The sequence below is a fragment of the Gordonia sp. NPDC003504 genome (assembly GCF_053587995.1).
The window spans coordinates 73,828-90,123 of the sequence record NZ_JBSFPC010000009.1 but is presented as its reverse complement, the minus strand read 5'-3'; the positions used below and the strand labels follow the sequence as shown (position 1 = coordinate 90,123).

Sequence of the window (16,296 nt, the reverse complement as noted above, 5' to 3'; positions counted from 1 at the left end):
AGCAATGTGTCCGTTCCGCGGACATGGGCTGCCGCAAACGGTGAGACTCCACCTTATCTGACGCGCGGCGATGGTGCGCTCGTTGCAGTCGGCGCGGCAGACGTTGTCCGACAGTGAAGTCGGACGCCATCCGAAGTCGGGCGTCGTCAGGTGAAGTCGAGCGTCGTCAGATGAAGTCGAGTGTCGTCAGGAGTCGGAGGAGCGCCGGTCCGCGGATTCGGCGGGGGCCACCTCGTCTGCCGAGGCGGCGGGCGTGTCGTCCGCGTCGTCCGTGGGCTGGTCGTCGGTCTCTGTCTCCCCCGCGTCGTCTGACTCCGCGGCGGTCTCCGTCTGCCCGGTGGTATCCGATTCCGGCGGTGTCCAGGCCGTCGCGTCGGCGACCTCGGCAGTGCCCTCGATGATCTCGGAGTCGTCGACGGGATCGTCGACGATGACGACATTGGCGTCGGAGCTCGAACTCTCGGAATCGTCCGCTTCCGGGGTCCACGCAGTGGCGTCGGCGACCTCACCGGTGCCCTCGATGATCTGCGAGTCGTCGACCGGGTCATCGACGTGGATCACGTCGGCCTCGGATTCGGTGGCATCGGAAGCGCCGTCAGTGTCGGACTGAGCGCCGTCAACGTCGTCGGGAGCGCTGTCAGTGTCAGACTGAGCGCCGTCAACGTCGTCGGGAGCGCTGTCAGTGTCAGACTGAGCGCCGTCAACGTCCTCGCGAGCGCTGTCAACGTCCTCCGGAGCGCTGTCAGTGGTGTCGGGAGCGCTGTCAGTGGTGTCGGGAGCGCTGTCAGTGGTGTCGGGAGCGCTGTCAGCGTCAGACTGAGCGCTGTCAACGTCAGACTGAGCGCCGTCAACGTCCTCGCGAGCGCTGTCAACGTCAGACTGAGCGCTGTCAGTGTCAGGCTGAGCGCTGTCAGTGGTGTCGGGAGCGCTGTCAGTGTCGGACTGAGCGCTGTCGGCGTCCTCGGGAGCGCTGTCGGTGTCGGACTCGACGGCACGGTCCTCGTCGGCCTCTTCCAGGCCCTTGGCGATCACCTGGGTATCCGTCGCGTCGTCGCCGGCATCGGTTGTCTGCGCGTCGTCGTCGAACTCCTCGGTGTCCATTACCTCGTCTACCTCGTCGGCCTGAACCTGGGTGTCCTCGTCGTCCTGGGTGTCCTCGTCGTACTCGTACTCGTCGACGTATCCGACGGCGCCGAGCGCCTCGAGTTCCTCGGCGCGGCCCGCGTGGTACATCTCCAGACCACGTTCACGGCCCTTGGTCGCCACCACGAAGTAGATGGCTGCCGCCACAAACAGCAATGCCGAGGTGAAGACGTTGATACGGATTCCCGCGATGAAGGTGTAGACGGTGTCCGAGCGCAACAACTCGACGATGAACCGGCCGGCGCAGTAGCCGGCGACATACAGGGCGAACAGACGCCCGTGGCCGATGCGGAACTGGCGATCGATCAGCACCAGGGCCAGCACGATCAGCAGATTCCACACCATCTCGTAGAGGAAGGTGGGATGGACTATCGCGTACACCTGACCGGTCGAGGTGCCGTTGATGAGTCCGGGACCGGTTTGATAGCCGTCGGAACGTTCAAAGATCTCCAGGCCCCACGGGACGGTCGTGTCGCGCCCGTACAGTTCCTGATTGAAGTAGTTGCCGAGGCGACCGATGGCCTGTGCGAGCAGAATCGGCGGGGCGATCGCATCGCCGAAGGCCGGCAACTTGATCCCGTGTCGGCGACACCCGATCCAGGCGCCCAGGGCACCGAAGATCACCGCGCCCCAGATTCCGAGACCACCGTCCCAGATTCGGAGGGTGTCGATGGGCGACTTCCCACCATCGCCGAAGTAGATCTGCCAGTCGGTGAGGACGTGATAGATCCGGCCACCGATCAATCCGAACGGGACGGCCCAGATCGCGACGTCGAGGACCTCACCGGGCTGTCCCCCGCGTGCGATCCACCGGCGGTCCCCCCACCAGACGGCCAGGATGATGCCGACGATGATGCATAGCGCATAGGCACGTACCGGGACCGGGCCCAGATGCCACACACCCTGCGGTGGACTCGGGATGTAGGCGAGCAACGTCGTTGTCGGCGCGATCACGCCTGACACCCTAGCCGACCGCTGACGGCCTGCTCACCGCGGTGGGGTCGGATGCGCAACACCATCGGCGAGCTCGGAAACAAGCGCACGCAAGGCACCCGGGCTCTGCTCGGCAGCACTGACCAGTGCCGATCCGACGATGACGCCGTCGGCGTAGGACGCGATCTCGGCGGCCTGCGCACCGCTGCGGACACCGAGTCCGACGCCGATCGGGATGTCGGAATACTCCCGCACCCGCGCGCACAGTTCGGGCGCCGCGTTCGACACGGTGGTCCGGGCACCGGTGACACCCATCGTCGATGCCGCGTAGACGAATCCGCGGCACGAGTCGATGGTCAGGGCGAGCCGTTCCGGGGTCGAGGACGGCGCGACCAGGTAGATGCGGTCCAGGCCGTACTCGTCGGAGGCGACGTGCCATGCCTGGCCCTCCTCCGGGATCAGGTTGGGGGTGATCAGTCCGGCTCCGCCGGCTTCGGCGAGATCATGGGCGAAGCGTTCGACGCCGTACTGCAGGATCGGATTCCAGTAGCTCATCACCACCGCCTGCCCACCCGCATCGGTGATGGCGCGGACCGCGGTGAACACGTCCCGGACCCGCACCCCGTTGGTCAATGCCAGGTCGGCGGCTTCCTGGATGGTCGGGCCGTCCATCACCGGATCCGAATAGGGGATGCCGACCTCGATGATGTCGCAGCCCGCCTCGACCATCGTGGTGAACGAATCGATCGACGCGGCGACAGTCGGGTACCCGACGGGCAGGTAGCCGATGAGCGCCGCGCGACCCTGCTCGCGGCACTTCTCGAAGACCGGCGACAGCCGGGACGGACCGACGTGGGCGATGGTGCTCGGGGTCATCGGGCGTGCGCTCCTTCGGATGTGTCGGTGTCGGTCGGCTCGTCGAACAGGTGGAACCATCGCGCGGCGGTGTCGACATCCTTGTCACCGCGACCCGAGAGGCTGACGACGATGATCGCGCCCTCACCCAACTCACGGCCGAGCTTGAGGGAGCCGGCCACCGCATGCGCCGATTCGATCGCGGGAATGATGCCCTCGGTACGGCTCAGCAGGGCCAACGCCTCCATCGCCTCCGTGTCGGTGATCGGCTGATACTCCGCCCGCCCGATGTCCTTGAGGTAGGCATGCTCGGGTCCGACCCCCGGATAGTCCAATCCGGCCGAGATCGAATGCGATTCGATGGTCTGGCCGTCCTCGTCCTGCAGCAGGTAGGAGAAGGCGCCCTGGAACGCACCGGGAGTACCCCCGGTGAATGTGGCCGCATGCCGGCCGGTCTCGACGCCGTCACCGGCCGCCTCGTAGCCGACCAATCGCACACCGGTGTCGTCGATGAACGGATGGAAGATGCCGATGGCGTTGGAGCCGCCGCCGATACACGCGGTCACCGCGTCGGGCAGGCGTCCGGCCTGCTCGAGGATCTGAGCACGCGCCTCGAGTCCGACGATGCGTTGCAGATCGCGGACCAGCATCGGGAACGGATGTGGGCCCGCCGCGGTACCGAAACAGTAATAGGTGTTGTGCGCATTGGTGACCCAATCACGCAGCGCCTCGTTGATGGCGTCCTTCAGCGTGGCCGAGCCGGTGTCGACGGCGATGACCGACGCGCCGAGCAGCCGCATCCGGGCGACGTTGAGGGCCTGTCGTTCGGTGTCGACGCGGCCCATGTAGATGATGCATTCCATGCCGAAGAGGGCACATCCGGTGGCGGTGGCGACGCCGTGCTGACCCGCGCCCGTCTCGGCGATGATGCGTGACTTGCCCATCCGGCGCGCCAGCAGCAACTGCCCGAGCACGTTGTTGATCTTGTGAGATCCGGTGTGGTTGAGGTCTTCTCGCTTGAGGAAGATCCGCGCTCCGCCGGCCTCCGCGCTCAGCCGGGTCGCCTCGTACAGCGGCGACGGGCGACCGACGTAATCGCGTTGCAGCCGATCGAGTTCGGTGAGGAAGCCATCGTCGCTGCGCAGCTTCTCATACGAGGTGGTGACGTCATCGATGACGGCCATCAACGCCTCGGGGACGTGCCGGCCACCGTACTCCCCGAAATGCCCGCCCTCGTCGGGTTCGATCGACGTGCGGGTGGCCACACCCTTACTGGCCGTAGGAAATTCGATCGTCACAGGAGACCTCACTGCAGTCACGTCACCACGGCCGCATCCGGCGTACGCCGAATGAGGCTGTCAGCGAACAGGTTTCGGACAAGATGGATGGGTTCCGGCGGTCACCAGCTCGGACACCGCGGTGCGCGGGTCACCGCTGGTCACCAAACCTTCGCCCACCAGTACCGCGTCGGCGCCGGCACCCGCGAACGCCAGCAGGTCGGCGGTACCACGAACACCGGATTCGGCGACGCGGATGACCTTGGTGGGCAGCCCCGGGGCGATCCGCGAGAAATTGTCACGGTCGACCTCGAGGGTCTTGAGATTGCGATTGTTGACGCCCACCACCGACGCACCCGCTTCGAGTGCGCGATTGGCCTCCTCCTCGGTGTGCACCTCGACGAGTGCCGTCATGCCCAGACTCTCGGTGCGGTCGAGCAGCGACGCCAGCACATTCTGTTCCAGCGCGGCGACGATCAGCAGGATCATGTCCGCACCGTGGGCGCGGGCCTCGTGGATCTGGTACGGCCCGACGATGAAGTCCTTGCGCAGCACCGGAATGTTCACCGCGGCACGCACCGCGTCGAGGTCGGCGAGAGAGCCGCGGAATCGTCGCTCCTCGGTCAGCACGCTGATGATGCGCGCGCCACCGGCCTCGTAGGCGGTGGCCAATTCGGCCGGATCGGCGATGGTCGCCAGATCACCCTTCGACGGGCTGGCGCGCTTCACCTCGGCGATCACCCCGATACCGGGCTGTCGGAGCGCGGCCATCACGTCTTTGGGGTCGGCGGCCTGCTCGGAGGCCGCTTTGACGGCGGCGTAATCGACGACCGCTTCACGCGCGGCGACGTCGGCCTTGACTCCCTCGATGATCGACTCGAGGACGTTCGGCATGCTCACGACAGCTGGTTACCTTTCGACGATCTTGCCTCCACCAGGGTAGACGGACGCCTCGGAGCCATCGTGACCGGGGCGAACATCAGGCGGATCGGCCGCGGGACGGGCCCATCACCGCTGATCGGTGGGATCGATGCCGGTGTCGAGCGCGTCCCACATCATGCGTTCGTTGGCCTGCTTTCCGGTGGCGGCGGTGCCGTCGGTCGCCGAGTTGTCGGCGTCCTCCGCGTTATCGGCGGCGGCCTTGCGTCGTTCGTGCTCGGCGAAGATCTCCCGTTCGAGTTCCTCCCGCCGTGCCGCCGGCGTGGTGTACTTCGACGACATCGCCGCGCCCGAGGCGGCGCGCAGCAGCAGAATGCCCGCCAGCACGCAGCAGACGGTACCGGCGATGACGACCGCGGCAACCCAGCCGTTGGTCGTGGTCAGTCGCACCACGTACTTGTCGGCCAGGTCGATTGCCCGCGCCGCATACAGCGAATCCGACGAACTGGTCACCATCGACAACGCCGGGAACGCCGCCAGCAGACCGCCCACGGCCACCAGCACGGCGAGCAGCCGCAACCCCCAGCCGCGCAACGAGAACGCCGCGAGGATCGCCGCCAGCAACACCAGTGCCAGCGGGGTCAGCCACGGACTCCAGTCGGCTCCCTTGACGGTCATGTAACGGTCCGGGGACATGCCGTCGCCGGCGAACACCGTCGCCCACGTCAGCCGCGACGACACCCAGAACAACAGGGCGCCGAGTCCCAGCAGGATCGCCGCGATGACCTTGGTGCGCCGCACGCGGGCGGCTCGGGTGGTGGTCGTGCCGGCGGTGTCGGTCGTGTCCGTGTCGGCGGCGCCTGCCGGTTCGGTGGTGCCGTCCGGTTCGGTGGTGCCGTCCGGATCGGTGGGTGTGGAGTCGTCAGTCATCGTCGGAGATCTCCGCGGCGCCGCCGCCGGCGGTGCCGACGCGTCGCATCGTCGACGCCGCCGCCACCGCGTTCAGCACGGCGGTCGCCTTGTTTCGTGCCTCGTTGTATTCGTAGTCCGGGTCGGAGTCGGCCACCACGCCACCGCCGGCCTGCACGTATGCCCGTCCCCGCGACATCAGGGCCGTGCGGATGGCGATGGCGGTGTCGGCGTTGCCGGCGAAGTCGAGGTAGCCGACGATGCCGCCGTACAGACCGCGACGGGTGAGTTCGTGTTCGTCGATCAGTTCCATCGCCCGCACCTTGGGCGCGCCGGTGAGAGTTCCCGCGGGGAAGCAGGCGGTGACGGCGTCGAGTGCGTTCTTGTCGTCGCGCAGGGTCCCCGACACCGTCGACACCAGGTGCATCACATGGCTGTATCGCTCGATGTGCCGGTAGTCGCTGACCTTCACCGTGCCCGGTCGGCACACCCGGCCGAGGTCGTTGCGGCCGAGATCGACGAGCATCAGGTGTTCGGCGTTCTCCTTCTCGTCCTCGATCAGACCCTTCCCGAGGAGCTGGTCTTCCTCCTCGGTCGCGCCACGCCATCGGGTACCGGCGATCGGGTGCGTGGTGGCGACGCGGTCGTTCACGGTGACCAGGGCCTCCGGGCTGGATCCGACCACGGTGAACGGGTCGCCGTTGATGCCGGGGATGCGCAGCAGATACATGTACGGGCTGGGATTGGATGCTCGCAGCACGCGGTACACGTCGAGGGGGTCGGCGTCGCTGTCGATTTCGAAACGCATCGACGGCACCACCTGGAACGCCTCACCGGCCTCGATCTCGCCGACCAGGTCACGCACGATCTCGTGATACTCCTCGCGGCTGCGCTGGACCCGGTAGTCGGGTGTCGGGTGGTCGAACAACGACACCGTCGAGGGGGCAGGGGCGGCGAGGGCCTCGGTCATCCGGTCGAGACGTTCGAGGGCGTCGGCGTAGGCCTGTTCGACGCGGTCGTCGGAACCGTCCCAGTTCACCGCGTTGGCGATCAGGGTGATCGTCCCCTCGTGGTGATCGACGGCGGCGAGGTCGGTGGCCAACAGCATCATCAGGTCGGGCAGATGCAGATCGTCGACGGTGGTCTCGGGCAGACGCTCCAACCGACGCACCATGTCGTAGGCCATGAACCCGACGAATCCGCCGGTCAGCGGCGGCATGTCGGGCAGCGGATCGGTGGCCAGCAGACGCAACGATTCGGCCAGCACGGTCAGCGGATCGCCGTCGACCGGGGCTCCGGCCGGAACCGCACCCCACCAGCTCGCCTTGCCGTCGACGACGGTCAGCGCCGACGGTGCGCCGGCACCGATGAACGACCACCGCGACCAGCTGCGCCCGTTCTCCGCGGACTCCAGCAGGAACGTGCCCTCACGGTCTCCGGCGAGCTTGCGGTATGCCGACAGCGGCGTCTCCGAATCGGCCAGCACCTTGCGGGTCACCGGCACCACCCGGTGATCGGCGGCGAGGTCGAGGAACTCCGCGAGGGTCGTGGTCGTGGCGTGATCGGCTCCGGCGCGGTGGGAACCGGCGTGCTCGTCGGCGGGAGTGTCGCTCATCCGAGGGGCTCTCCGCCCACGCCCCACTGGCCCCGCGGGATCTCGTTGATCGTGACCCACACCGAATCGGGATTCTTGCCGGTGGCACGGGCATAGGCGTCGGTGACCGCGGCGATCGTCTCGCGCTTGACCCGGTCCGACAATCCGGGGGTCTGCGAGATCTGGATCAGTGGCATGACTAACCTCCGCCTTTCGTGGTTTCGTGTGCTGCCTCGATTGTCTCAGGCCCACCGGCCTCGACAGCCGCGAACTCCGACAGCAGCGAGTCGGTGTCGAAGCAGCTGTGATTGCCGGTGTGGCAGGCCGCGCCGACCTGGTCGACGACGAGCAGGACGGTGTCACCGTCACAGTCGAGTCGGACGTCGTGAACCGACTGGGTGTGCCCGCTGGTCTCCCCCTTGACCCAGTACTCCTGACGGGACCGCGAGTAGTAGGTGGCCCGCCGCGTCTGCAGGGTGCGTTCCAGAGCGACGTCGTCCATCCACGCCACCATCAGCACGATGCCGGTCTCGCGTTCCTGGGCGACGGCCGCGAAGAGACCGTCGGCGTTGTGCTTGAGCCTGCCCGCCAGTTCCGGTGGTAACGCCATGTCTCAGACCTCCATCGGGGTGTCTCGTGCGGTGCGAATGGTGATGCCCTCCGCGGCCATCGCATCCTTCACCTCGCCGATCGTCAGCTCGCCGAAGTGGAACACCGAGGCGGCCAGAACCGCGTCGGCGCCGGCCTCGACGGCCGGGGCGAAATCGCCGACCTTTCCCGCGCCCCCGCTGGCGATGACCGGCACGTCGACCGCGGCGCGCACCGCGCGCAGCATCCGCAGGTCGAATCCCTGCTTGGTGCCGTCGGCGTCCATCGAGTTCAGCAGGATCTCCCCGACGCCCAATTCCTGTCCGCGCCGGGCCCATTCGACGGCGTCGATGCCGGTGCCCTTCCGGCCGCCGTGGGTGGTGACCTCCCAGCCGGACGGGGTGGGTGCGCCGTCGGCGGGCACGGTCCGGGCATCCACCGACAGCACGATGCACTGCGACCCGAAGCGGCGGCTCATCTCGGCGAGCACCTCCGGGCGTGCGATCGCGGCGGTGTTGACGCTGACCTTGTCGGCGCCGGCACGCAACATGGTGTCGACATCGTCGACGGTCCGGATTCCGCCGCCGACGGTGAGCGGGATAAAGATCTGCTCGGCGGTGCGCCCGACCACCTCGATCATCGTCGACCGTCCCGAACTCGACGCGGTGACGTCGAGAAAGGTGAGTTCGTCGGCGCCCTCGGCGTCGTAGCGCGCCGCCAGTTCGACCGGGTCACCGGCATCACGCAGGTTCTGGAAGTTGACGCCCTTGACCACCCGGCCGTCGTCGACGTCCAGGCAGGGAATGACACGAACCGCCAAGGTCATGAGCTCTGCTCCTTCGTTTGCGTTGGCGCCTTCTCGTGCGACTGCGCCTGAGCCGAGCCGGCGGTGTCGAGCCGGTCCACGCCGAACACCTCGTTCACAACGGCCATCACCTCCCGGTGAATTCCGGGGGCGCCGGCCACCAGCGACGGCGAGGCGACCGTCCAGTCCGCCCCGGACAGATCGGTGGCCACTCCCCCGGCGCAGCGCACCAGCGCCGCCCCGGCGGCGTTGTCCCACGGGTGACGTCCGAAGGCGATGGATGCACCGAACGCGCCCGTCGCGGCATACGCCATGTCGATTCCGGTGCTTCCGGTCATCCGCAGCCGCGCCACCCGCCCGGACAGCGCGCGGATCAGATCGGCGCGGAGTGCCCCGGGATAACGCCCACCGTGCCCCACGTTGAACGGTCCGAAGCCGATCGCCGACTGCGACAACGACTCCGGCGGTCGCGCGTCGACCGGTTCGCCGTCACACAGGAGCCGGCCGCCGGCGTACCCGGCGAACCGCTGACCGGTCAGCGGCAACCAGGTCAGCCCAAGGACGCTCTGGCCGTCGACGAGCAGGGCCAGCAGAATCCCGGTCAGCGGAATCCCCGACGAGTAGTTGTAGGTGCCATCCACCGGGTCGAGAACCCAGACGGCGCCCTCGTCGACCGGAGGACCACCGAATTCCTCACCGTGGACGCCGATTCCGGTGCGCTGCGCCAGTTCGCCAGAGATCCGGCGTTCCAGATCGAGATCCACCTGGGTGGCGAAATCGGTGTCGCCCTTGCGGACCGCGCTCGGGGCACCCAGACCCGCGACGAACTGATCACCGACTCCGTCGAGGATCGTGCCGGCGACGTCGAGCAGTCGCGGCAGATCCAGGTCGGCGCCTCCGGTCACCGGCCGCCGACCGCCGTCAGCGCCTCGGGCAGGGTGAACCGCCCGGCGTAGAGGGCCTTGCCGACGATGGCGCCTTCGACGCCCTGATCGACCAGCCCGGAGATCGCGACGAGGTCGTCGAGCGCGGACACGCCACCGGAGGCGACGATCGGCGCGTCGGTCGCGGCGGCCACCTCGGCGAGCAATTCGAGGTTGGGGCCGGCGAGGGTGCCGTCCTTGGACACGTCGGTGACGACGTAGCGGGCGCATCCATCACCGTTGAGACGTTCCAGGACCTCCCACAGGTCACCACCGTCGGTGACCCAGCCGCGTCCCCGGAGCCGGTAGGAGTTGCCCTCCCGGATCACGTCGAGGCCCACGGCAATGCGATCGCCGTACTTGTCGATCGCGCGGGCACACCACTGCGGATTCTCGAGGGCGGCGGTTCCGAGGTTGACCCGGGTGCAGCCGGTCGCCAGCGCGGCGTCGAGGGAATCGTCGTCGCGGATACCGCCGGACAGTTCGACCTTCACGTCCAGTTCGCCGACGACCTCGGCGAGCAGGTCGCGATTGTTGCCGCGACCGAACGCGGCATCCAGATCGACGAGGTGGATCCACTCGGCGCCGTCCCGCTGCCAGGCGAGTGCGGCCTCACGCGGTGAGCCGTAGGAGGTTTCGGTGCCGGCGGCGCCCTGCACCAGGCGTACGGCCTGCCCGTCGGCGACGTCGACGGCGGGCAGCAGTTCGAGAGTGGTTCCCATGGAAGTTGGTGAGTCCTTTGTGTTGAGTATCCGGAGCGGGTCGAGAATCCGACCGTTGGCTGGTGCGGCGTCGCCTAGTCCGGTGGACCTTCGCCGCGTGAAGCGCGAATCGCCTTCTCCGCCTTGCCGATCTGATAGCGGGAGGTGAATCCGATCGCGGCGATCATGGCCAGCACCGCGACCAGGGCGGAGACGAGCCCGGCCGTCGGGTTCCACTTGGCCATGCCGAGGATGATCGGAATGAACAGCACCAGGACGATGGCGCCGGCACCGAGCACGTAGACGACGAACCGCCCGTAGGAGAAGCGGTACTCCTCCGCCGGAGTGCCGGGGGTCTTGGGAGATTCGGTCATGACAGACTCTCGATCCAGTTGCGGAGCAGCTGGGCACCGGCGTCACCGGACTTCTCCGGATGGAACTGGGTGGCGCTCAGCGGTCCGTTCTCGACGGCGGCAAGGAACTTGCCGCCGTAGTCCCCCCAGGTCAGCTTCGGTGCCCGCAGGGCGGTGCCGTCGTTGTCCATCTCCCAGGTCTGCGCGGCGTAGGAGTGCACGAAGTAGAAACGGGTATCGGCGTCGAGGCCGTGGAACAGTACGGAGTCGTCGGGGGCGTCGACGGTGTTCCAGCCCATGTGCGGCAACACCGGCGCCGGCAACCGGGTGACCGCGCCCGGCCACTCGCCGCACCCGTCCGCCTCGACGCCGAACTCCACACCCTGCTCGAAGAGGATCTGCATGCCCACGCAGATCCCCAGCACCGGGCGGCCACCGGCGAGGCGGCGTCCCACGATCCGATCGCCCTTGACCGCCCGCAGACCCTCCATGCAGGCCGCGAATGCACCCACGCCGGGAACGACGAGTCCGGTGGCGTTGAGCGCGGCGTCGAAGTCGCTGGTCACGGTGACCTGGGCGCCGACGCGTTCGAGGGCCCGGTGCGCCGACCGGAGGTTGCCGGAGCCGTAGTCGAGGACGACGACGTCGGGGCCGCTCACAGTGACACTCCTTCGTTCGCTGCGCTCACAGGGCCCCCTTGGTCGACGGCACACCCGAGGTGCGCGGGTCGTACTCGGTGGCCTCGCGCAGCGCGCGGGCGACGGCCTTGAACTCGGCCTCGGTGATGTGGTGCTGATCGCGGCCGTAGAGCACCCGCACGTGCAGGGCGATCCGGGCGTTGAGGGCGATCGACTCGAAGACGTGCCGATTGATGACCGTCGAGTACGGCACACCCGGGTAGCCGCCGATCACCGCGGTCAGCAGATGATCGGGTTCGCCGGTGTGCACGCAATACGGCCGGCCGGACACGTCGACCACGGCGTGGGCGAGGGTTTCGTCCATCGGGATGAAGCAGTCGCCGAACCGGCGGATGCCCTTCTTGTCACCGAGGGCCTGGCCGAGGGCCTGACCGAGGACGATCGCGGTGTCCTCGATCGTGTGGTGGCCCTCGACGTCGACGTCGCCCTGGGCCGCCACGGTCAGGTCGAAACTGCCGTGCTGGCCGAAGGCGTTCAGCATGTGGTCGAAGAAGGCGATCCCGGTGGAGATGTCGGTCTTGCCGGTGCCGTCGAGGTTGAGTTCGACGGTGATCGAGGACTCCTTGGTGGCCCGCTCGACACGTGCGATGCGCGGCGCCGGCTGCATCGCCGACGAGGTGGTCGAATCCTGCACTGTCACTTACCCATTCTCCAGATCGGTGGCGGCCAGACGGCGACTGACGTCGAGGAAGGCGTCGTTCTCGTCGCGCAGTCCGATGGTGACACGCAAATAGCCCGGAATCGACACATCGCGGATCAACACCCCGTCGTCGAGGTAACGCTGCCAAGACGCGGGGGCGTCGGCGAACCGGCCGAACAGCACGAAGTTGGCGTCGGAGTCGATGACGTCGAAGCCGGCGGCCTCGAGCTCGCCGACGACCCGCCTGCGTTCGGCGATGATCTTCGCGACGCCGGCGAGGGTGTCGTCGCTGTGACGCAGCGCGGCTCGCGCGGCGGCCTGGGTGAGGACCGACAGGTGATACGGCAGGCGCACCAACTGCAGGGCCTCCACGATGGCCGGTGACGCGGCAAGGTAACCGAGGCGCCCACCGGCGAAGGCGAACGCCTTGCTCATGGTGCGGCTGACCACCACCTTGGCCGGGAATTCGTCGATGAGTTCGGTGGCGCTGGGCTGTTCGGAGAACTCTCCGTAGGCCTCGTCGACGATGACGATGCCGGGCGCGGCCTCCACGATCGCCCGCAGTCCCTCGTTCGGGATGGATGCCCCGGTCGGGTTGTTGGGTGAGGTCACGAACACGACGTCGGGGCGGCGAGCGGTGATCTCGGCGACCGCGTAGTCGATGTCGAGGGAGAAGTCGGCGTTGCGCTTGGCCTCGAGCCACGTGGTATCGGTGCCGTCGGAGATGATCGGGTGCATGGAGTAACTCGGCACGAAGCCGACCGCGCTGCGCCCGGGCCCGCCGAAGGCCTGCAGCAGTTGCTGCAGGATCTCGTTGGAACCGTTGGCGGCCCAGAGGTTGTTCACGTTCAGCCGAACACCGGTGGCGGCACTGAGATAGTCGGCCAGTTCGGTGCGCAGGGCAATAGCGTCGCGGTCGGGGTACCGGTGCAGTTCGGTGGCGGCGGCCCGTGCCGACTCGGCGACGTCGTCGATCAGGGCCGGCGACGGCGGGTGCGGATTCTCGTTGGTGTTGAGAATGACCGGCACCTTTAATTGCGGTGCGCCATAAGCAGTTTTACCGCGGAGATTGTCACGCAACGGCAGATCGGCGACGGTGATCGATGCGCCCGGCGTCTGCGGATCGCTGACTGCCGTCATCGCACGGACCCCTCGGTCGAGAACCGGCGGGTGATGGCATCCCCGTGCGCCGGAAGGTCTTCGGCCTGCGCGAGGGTGACCACCTTGCTTGCGACGTCACGCAGCGCGGCCTCGTCGTAGTCGATGACGTGCACGCCACGCAGGAAGGTCTGCACCGACAGTCCGGAGGCGAATCGGGCCGAACCCGAGGTCGGCAGAACGTGATTGGAGCCCGCACAGTAATCGCCGAGGCTCACCGGCGCGTAGTTGCCGACGAAGATCGCTCCCGCGTTGTGCACGCGATCGGCGACCGCGGCGGCGTCGGCGGTCTGGATCTCCAGATGTTCGGCGGCGTAGGCGTCGACCACCGCGAGACCGGCCTCGACGTCGTCGACCAGGACGATCCCGGATTGCTTGCCGGACAACGCTGTTGTCACGCGCTCGCGGTGCTTGGTCTGCGCCACTTGGGTTTCCAGGGCCTCGTCGACGGCGTCGGCGAGCTCGGCACTGTCGGTGACGAGCACCGAGGCGGCCAGCACGTCGTGTTCGGCCTGACTGATGAGGTCGGCGGCGACCAGCGCGGGAACCGCGGTGGCGTCGGCGAGAATCGCGATCTCGGTGGGACCGGCCTCGGCGTCGATGCCGACGACGCCGCGGCACAAACGCTTGGCCGCGGTCACGTAGATGTTGCCGGGACCGGTGATGAGGTCGACCGGGTCGAGGACACCACCCGGTTCGTCGGCCGCGTCGGTGTCGGTGCCGCCGTAGGCCAGCAACGCGACGCCCTGCGCGCCGCCGACCGCCCACACCTCGTCGACGCCGAGCAATGCGCAGGCGGCGAGAATCGTCGGATGCGGCCATCCACCGAAGTCCTTCTGCGGCGGCGAGGCGACCACGAGTGATCCGACTCCCGCCTCCTGCGCCGGCACGACGTTCATGATCACCGAAGACGGATACACGGCGTTGCCGCCGGGAACATAGAGGCCGACGCGACGGACCGGAATCCACTTTTCGCTCACGATCCCACCGTCGACGACCTCGGTGCGGGTGGTCTCGCGACGCTGATCGGCGTGGACGAGCCGCGCCCGGGTGATGGATTCCCGCAGCGCGTCGGCGACCGTCGGATCGAGACGATCGAGTGCGTCGGCGATCACCTGCGCGGGTACGCGCACCGATGCCGGGCGGACCCCGTCGAACTTGTGCCCGTAGTCCAGCGCGCCATCGGCTCCGAGGTCGGCGACCGCATGCACCACCGGCGCCACCGTGTCGAGTACGGCATTGACGTCGGTGCCCCCGCGAGGCAGCGCGCGACGCAGTTCGGCGAGCGTCGGCGCGCTTCCGCGCAGGTCGGTTCGGGCGAGCATGGGTCACTCCTGGTCGGCTGGTGGATTTACCCATCCAGGATACGGGTCGCAGGCCAGCGGGTTTCACGCCACACCTGCGGCTCGGATTCATGACGGATGGCGGATAACTTTCATGCCTCTCGTCACATCCGAACCACCGGCCTCAACGTGGCTCGCCCTTCATCATCTCTTTCACCGACACGGACCCACCGTGCGCGCCGCTACGCTCGTCGCGTGACATTCGATTGGGTGGGGCTGACCGATCACATCCGACTCGCGATCGTGCGAGCGGTGTCCGAGTTTCGGGATGAACGTCCCGGCGAAGCGATCTATGGAGTTGCGGTCTTCGGGTTCTATGCCGACGGCGAGACAATCGCCTGGCCGTTGCTCGGGGTGGCGAGCGAGGAGTCTGCGCAGGCCACCGACCCCGACGTGCGGTGGCATCCCTACGACTGGGACTGGTCTCGCGAACCCTCCGATGAGGACGAACAGTGGAGCGAGACGTTGTCGGAAATGGCCCGAGCCGGCGATGACGATCACTTCGACAGGGTCGAGGCCCGCTTTTATCGGTCTGTGATCGCGGCATGTAAGTCGGCGCGCAAGCAACTGTTGGCCGACGGTGTGGTCGACAAGACGTGTCTCGTGGTCGCGGTCGATGAGGCCGAGGAACTTGTCGCCAAGTGCATCAGCAAGGCTCAACTCCGACGCCACTTCCCGCATCTCGACGCCGCGCAGGCCGAACGCGATCGTATCGCCGGACTCCCGGTGAGTGAACAGGTCCGTGAGTGGTGCGATCTGTTGATCGCGGATGCGACGAGCAGTGATGCCCCGTTGGGTTGGGAGGAGTCGCACGAGGCGTTGATCGCTCTCGGTCGCGCCGAACCCGACCTCGTTCTCGACGCGATCATGCGCTGCATTCGCGAGACGACGGATGTCCCGGAGTGGCAGTGGATGTTCGTCATCGACCGCATACGCGTCAGCCGCCCCGACGTTGTCGAGTATCTGACGTCGAGGATGCGCGCTGCCCGTGACGATGAGTCCGCATCACGGTGGTCGGCGGGCCCGCTCGTGACGCTGGGTCACGCGGACATCGTTGTGGCGCAATTCGACTCGCTCAATCCCGGCGCATACAACGTCTTCGATGGGCCTTACCGCGCCCTCGATCCCGATCATCCGCTGGACTATCGGCCGCTCGAGGCGGCCCTCACTGCGCATCCGGAGATCGAGCGGGCGCTCGTGAGCGTGATGGGCACTGGCGTGACCAGACATCACGAGGTGCCGGTGGGCGATGTCGCCGCCCTATTTGACGGTCTACGCTCTCCTTGGGCGATCATCCGACGGCATGCCGCCTTCACCTTGTTGTACGCACCGCTCGACGATGCCGGACGACAACGCTTTCTCGACTCCCTCGCCGAGTTGGAGAACGATCCCGATCCGGAGATCGCCAACCGAGTGCCACTCCTCCGAAGCATCTTTGCCGACCGCCGGACGTGACAAGGACGAACCGCCTTCCCGGCTGGTCGAGCCGACCGGAGC

At 67.5% G+C, this 16,296-nt stretch carries 17 protein-coding genes; 1 reads left to right on the top strand and 16 read right to left on the bottom strand.

Going from position 1 to position 16,296, the window contains the following annotated elements:
- Window positions 1-186: 186 nt before the first annotated feature.
- The 16 genes from lgt to hisD form a co-directional block, all read right to left on the bottom strand.
- Window positions 187-2,097 (bottom strand): prolipoprotein diacylglyceryl transferase, encoded by a 1,911-nt coding sequence (gene lgt / locus ACWDPV_RS16975; RefSeq protein ID WP_449743947.1) that lies wholly within the window; start codon window positions 2,095-2,097, stop codon window positions 187-189.
- Between the two features lie 33 nt (window positions 2,098-2,130).
- Entirely contained in the window at window positions 2,131-2,952 is an 822-nt protein-coding gene (trpA, locus tag ACWDPV_RS16970; protein WP_449743946.1) for a tryptophan synthase subunit alpha, read from the bottom strand.
- Window positions 2,949-4,229 carry a tryptophan synthase subunit beta gene (trpB, locus tag ACWDPV_RS16965; protein ID WP_449743945.1) on the bottom strand — a complete coding sequence of 427 codons (1,281 nt, stop codon included), beginning with the start codon at window positions 4,227-4,229 and terminating at the stop codon, window positions 2,949-2,951. Before trpB ends, trpA begins: the two co-directional genes overlap by 4 nt.
- Window positions 4,230-4,289: 60 nt before the next feature.
- Window positions 4,290-5,108, bottom strand: a complete 819-nt coding sequence (gene trpC / locus ACWDPV_RS16960) for an indole-3-glycerol phosphate synthase TrpC (protein ID WP_449743944.1) — start codon at window positions 5,106-5,108, stop codon at window positions 4,290-4,292.
- 108 nt (window positions 5,109-5,216) lie between these two features.
- Complete coding sequence (locus tag ACWDPV_RS16955; protein WP_449743943.1) at window positions 5,217-6,017, bottom strand: TIGR02234 family membrane protein; 801 nt, start codon at window positions 6,015-6,017, stop codon at window positions 5,217-5,219.
- Window positions 6,010-7,611, bottom strand: coding sequence for an anthranilate synthase component I (locus tag ACWDPV_RS16950; protein WP_348808078.1), 1,602 nt, complete (start codon window positions 7,609-7,611; stop codon window positions 6,010-6,012). Before ACWDPV_RS16950 ends, ACWDPV_RS16955 begins: the two co-directional genes overlap by 8 nt.
- On the bottom strand, window positions 7,608-7,787 hold the full coding sequence (locus tag ACWDPV_RS16945; RefSeq protein ID WP_348804019.1) for a tautomerase family protein: 180 nt from the start codon (window positions 7,785-7,787) through the stop codon (window positions 7,608-7,610). The genes ACWDPV_RS16950 and ACWDPV_RS16945 overlap by 4 nt, the downstream gene beginning before the upstream one ends.
- Window positions 7,788-7,789: 2 nt before the next feature.
- Window positions 7,790-8,200 (bottom strand): phosphoribosyl-AMP cyclohydrolase, encoded by a 411-nt coding sequence (gene hisI, locus ACWDPV_RS16940; RefSeq protein ID WP_449743942.1) that lies wholly within the window; start codon window positions 8,198-8,200, stop codon window positions 7,790-7,792.
- A 3-nt stretch (window positions 8,201-8,203) separates the two neighbouring features.
- On the bottom strand, window positions 8,204-9,004 hold the full coding sequence (gene hisF / locus ACWDPV_RS16935) for an imidazole glycerol phosphate synthase subunit HisF (RefSeq protein WP_348804021.1): 801 nt from the start codon (window positions 9,002-9,004) through the stop codon (window positions 8,204-8,206).
- The gene (locus tag ACWDPV_RS16930) at window positions 9,001-9,888 is read right to left on the bottom strand and encodes an inositol monophosphatase family protein (protein WP_449743941.1); all 888 of its coding nucleotides are present in this window, start codon (window positions 9,886-9,888) and stop codon (window positions 9,001-9,003) included. Before ACWDPV_RS16930 ends, hisF begins: the two co-directional genes overlap by 4 nt.
- Complete coding sequence (priA, locus tag ACWDPV_RS16925) at window positions 9,885-10,628, bottom strand: bifunctional 1-(5-phosphoribosyl)-5-((5-phosphoribosylamino)methylideneamino)imidazole-4-carboxamide isomerase/phosphoribosylanthranilate isomerase PriA (RefSeq protein WP_449743940.1); 744 nt, start codon at window positions 10,626-10,628, stop codon at window positions 9,885-9,887. The genes ACWDPV_RS16930 and priA overlap by 4 nt, the downstream gene beginning before the upstream one ends.
- A gap of 74 nt (window positions 10,629-10,702) precedes the next feature.
- A complete protein-coding gene (locus tag ACWDPV_RS16920) occupies window positions 10,703-10,981 on the bottom strand; it encodes a hypothetical protein (protein WP_449743939.1) in 279 nt (92 codons plus the stop codon).
- Window positions 10,978-11,619, bottom strand: coding sequence for an imidazole glycerol phosphate synthase subunit HisH (hisH, locus tag ACWDPV_RS16915; protein WP_449743938.1), 642 nt, complete (start codon window positions 11,617-11,619; stop codon window positions 10,978-10,980). Before hisH ends, ACWDPV_RS16920 begins: the two co-directional genes overlap by 4 nt.
- Before the next feature lie 25 nt (window positions 11,620-11,644).
- Window positions 11,645-12,265 (bottom strand): imidazoleglycerol-phosphate dehydratase HisB, encoded by a 621-nt coding sequence (gene hisB, locus ACWDPV_RS16910; RefSeq protein WP_449744018.1) that lies wholly within the window; start codon window positions 12,263-12,265, stop codon window positions 11,645-11,647.
- A 33-nt stretch (window positions 12,266-12,298) separates the two neighbouring features.
- Entirely contained in the window at window positions 12,299-13,438 is a 1,140-nt protein-coding gene (locus ACWDPV_RS16905; protein WP_449743937.1) for a histidinol-phosphate transaminase, read from the bottom strand.
- Complete coding sequence (gene hisD / locus ACWDPV_RS16900) at window positions 13,435-14,781, bottom strand: histidinol dehydrogenase (protein ID WP_449743936.1); 1,347 nt, start codon at window positions 14,779-14,781, stop codon at window positions 13,435-13,437. Before hisD ends, ACWDPV_RS16905 begins: the two co-directional genes overlap by 4 nt.
- Before the next feature lie 213 nt (window positions 14,782-14,994).
- Here hisD and ACWDPV_RS16895 point away from each other — a divergent pair, with 213 nt between their 5' ends.
- Complete coding sequence (locus ACWDPV_RS16895) at window positions 14,995-16,254, top strand: DUF4303 domain-containing protein (protein WP_348804030.1); 1,260 nt, start codon at window positions 14,995-14,997, stop codon at window positions 16,252-16,254.
- The last annotated feature ends 42 nt before the right edge of the window (window positions 16,255-16,296 follow it).

What these genes read in the sequence shown, in the direction of transcription:
- hisI (WP_449743942.1), bottom strand. Translation starts at nt 8,200, where the DNA reads ATGGCGTTACCACCGGAACTGGCGGGCAGGCTCAAGCACAACGCCGAC.
- trpA (WP_449743946.1), bottom strand. Translation starts at nt 2,952, where the DNA reads ATGACCCCGAGCACCATCGCCCACGTCGGTCCGTCCCGGCTGTCGCCG.
- priA (WP_449743940.1), bottom strand. Translation starts at nt 10,628, where the DNA reads ATGGGAACCACTCTCGAACTGCTGCCCGCCGTCGACGTCGCCGACGGG.
- ACWDPV_RS16950 (WP_348808078.1), bottom strand. Translation starts at nt 7,611, where the DNA reads ATGAGCGACACTCCCGCCGACGAGCACGCCGGTTCCCACCGCGCCGGA.
- hisD (WP_449743936.1), bottom strand. Translation starts at nt 14,781, where the DNA reads ATGCTCGCCCGAACCGACCTGCGCGGAAGCGCGCCGACGCTCGCCGAA.
- hisB (WP_449744018.1), bottom strand. Translation starts at nt 12,265, where the DNA reads ATGCAGCCGGCGCCGCGCATCGCACGTGTCGAGCGGGCCACCAAGGAG.
- ACWDPV_RS16955 (WP_449743943.1), bottom strand. Translation starts at nt 6,017, where the DNA reads ATGACTGACGACTCCACACCCACCGATCCGGACGGCACCACCGAACCG.
- hisF (WP_348804021.1), bottom strand. Translation starts at nt 9,004, where the DNA reads ATGACCTTGGCGGTTCGTGTCATTCCCTGCCTGGACGTCGACGACGGC.
- ACWDPV_RS16905 (WP_449743937.1), bottom strand. Translation starts at nt 13,438, where the DNA reads ATGACGGCAGTCAGCGATCCGCAGACGCCGGGCGCATCGATCACCGTC.
- ACWDPV_RS16920 (WP_449743939.1), bottom strand. Translation starts at nt 10,981, where the DNA reads ATGACCGAATCTCCCAAGACCCCCGGCACTCCGGCGGAGGAGTACCGC.
- ACWDPV_RS16945 (WP_348804019.1), bottom strand. Translation starts at nt 7,787, where the DNA reads ATGCCACTGATCCAGATCTCGCAGACCCCCGGATTGTCGGACCGGGTC.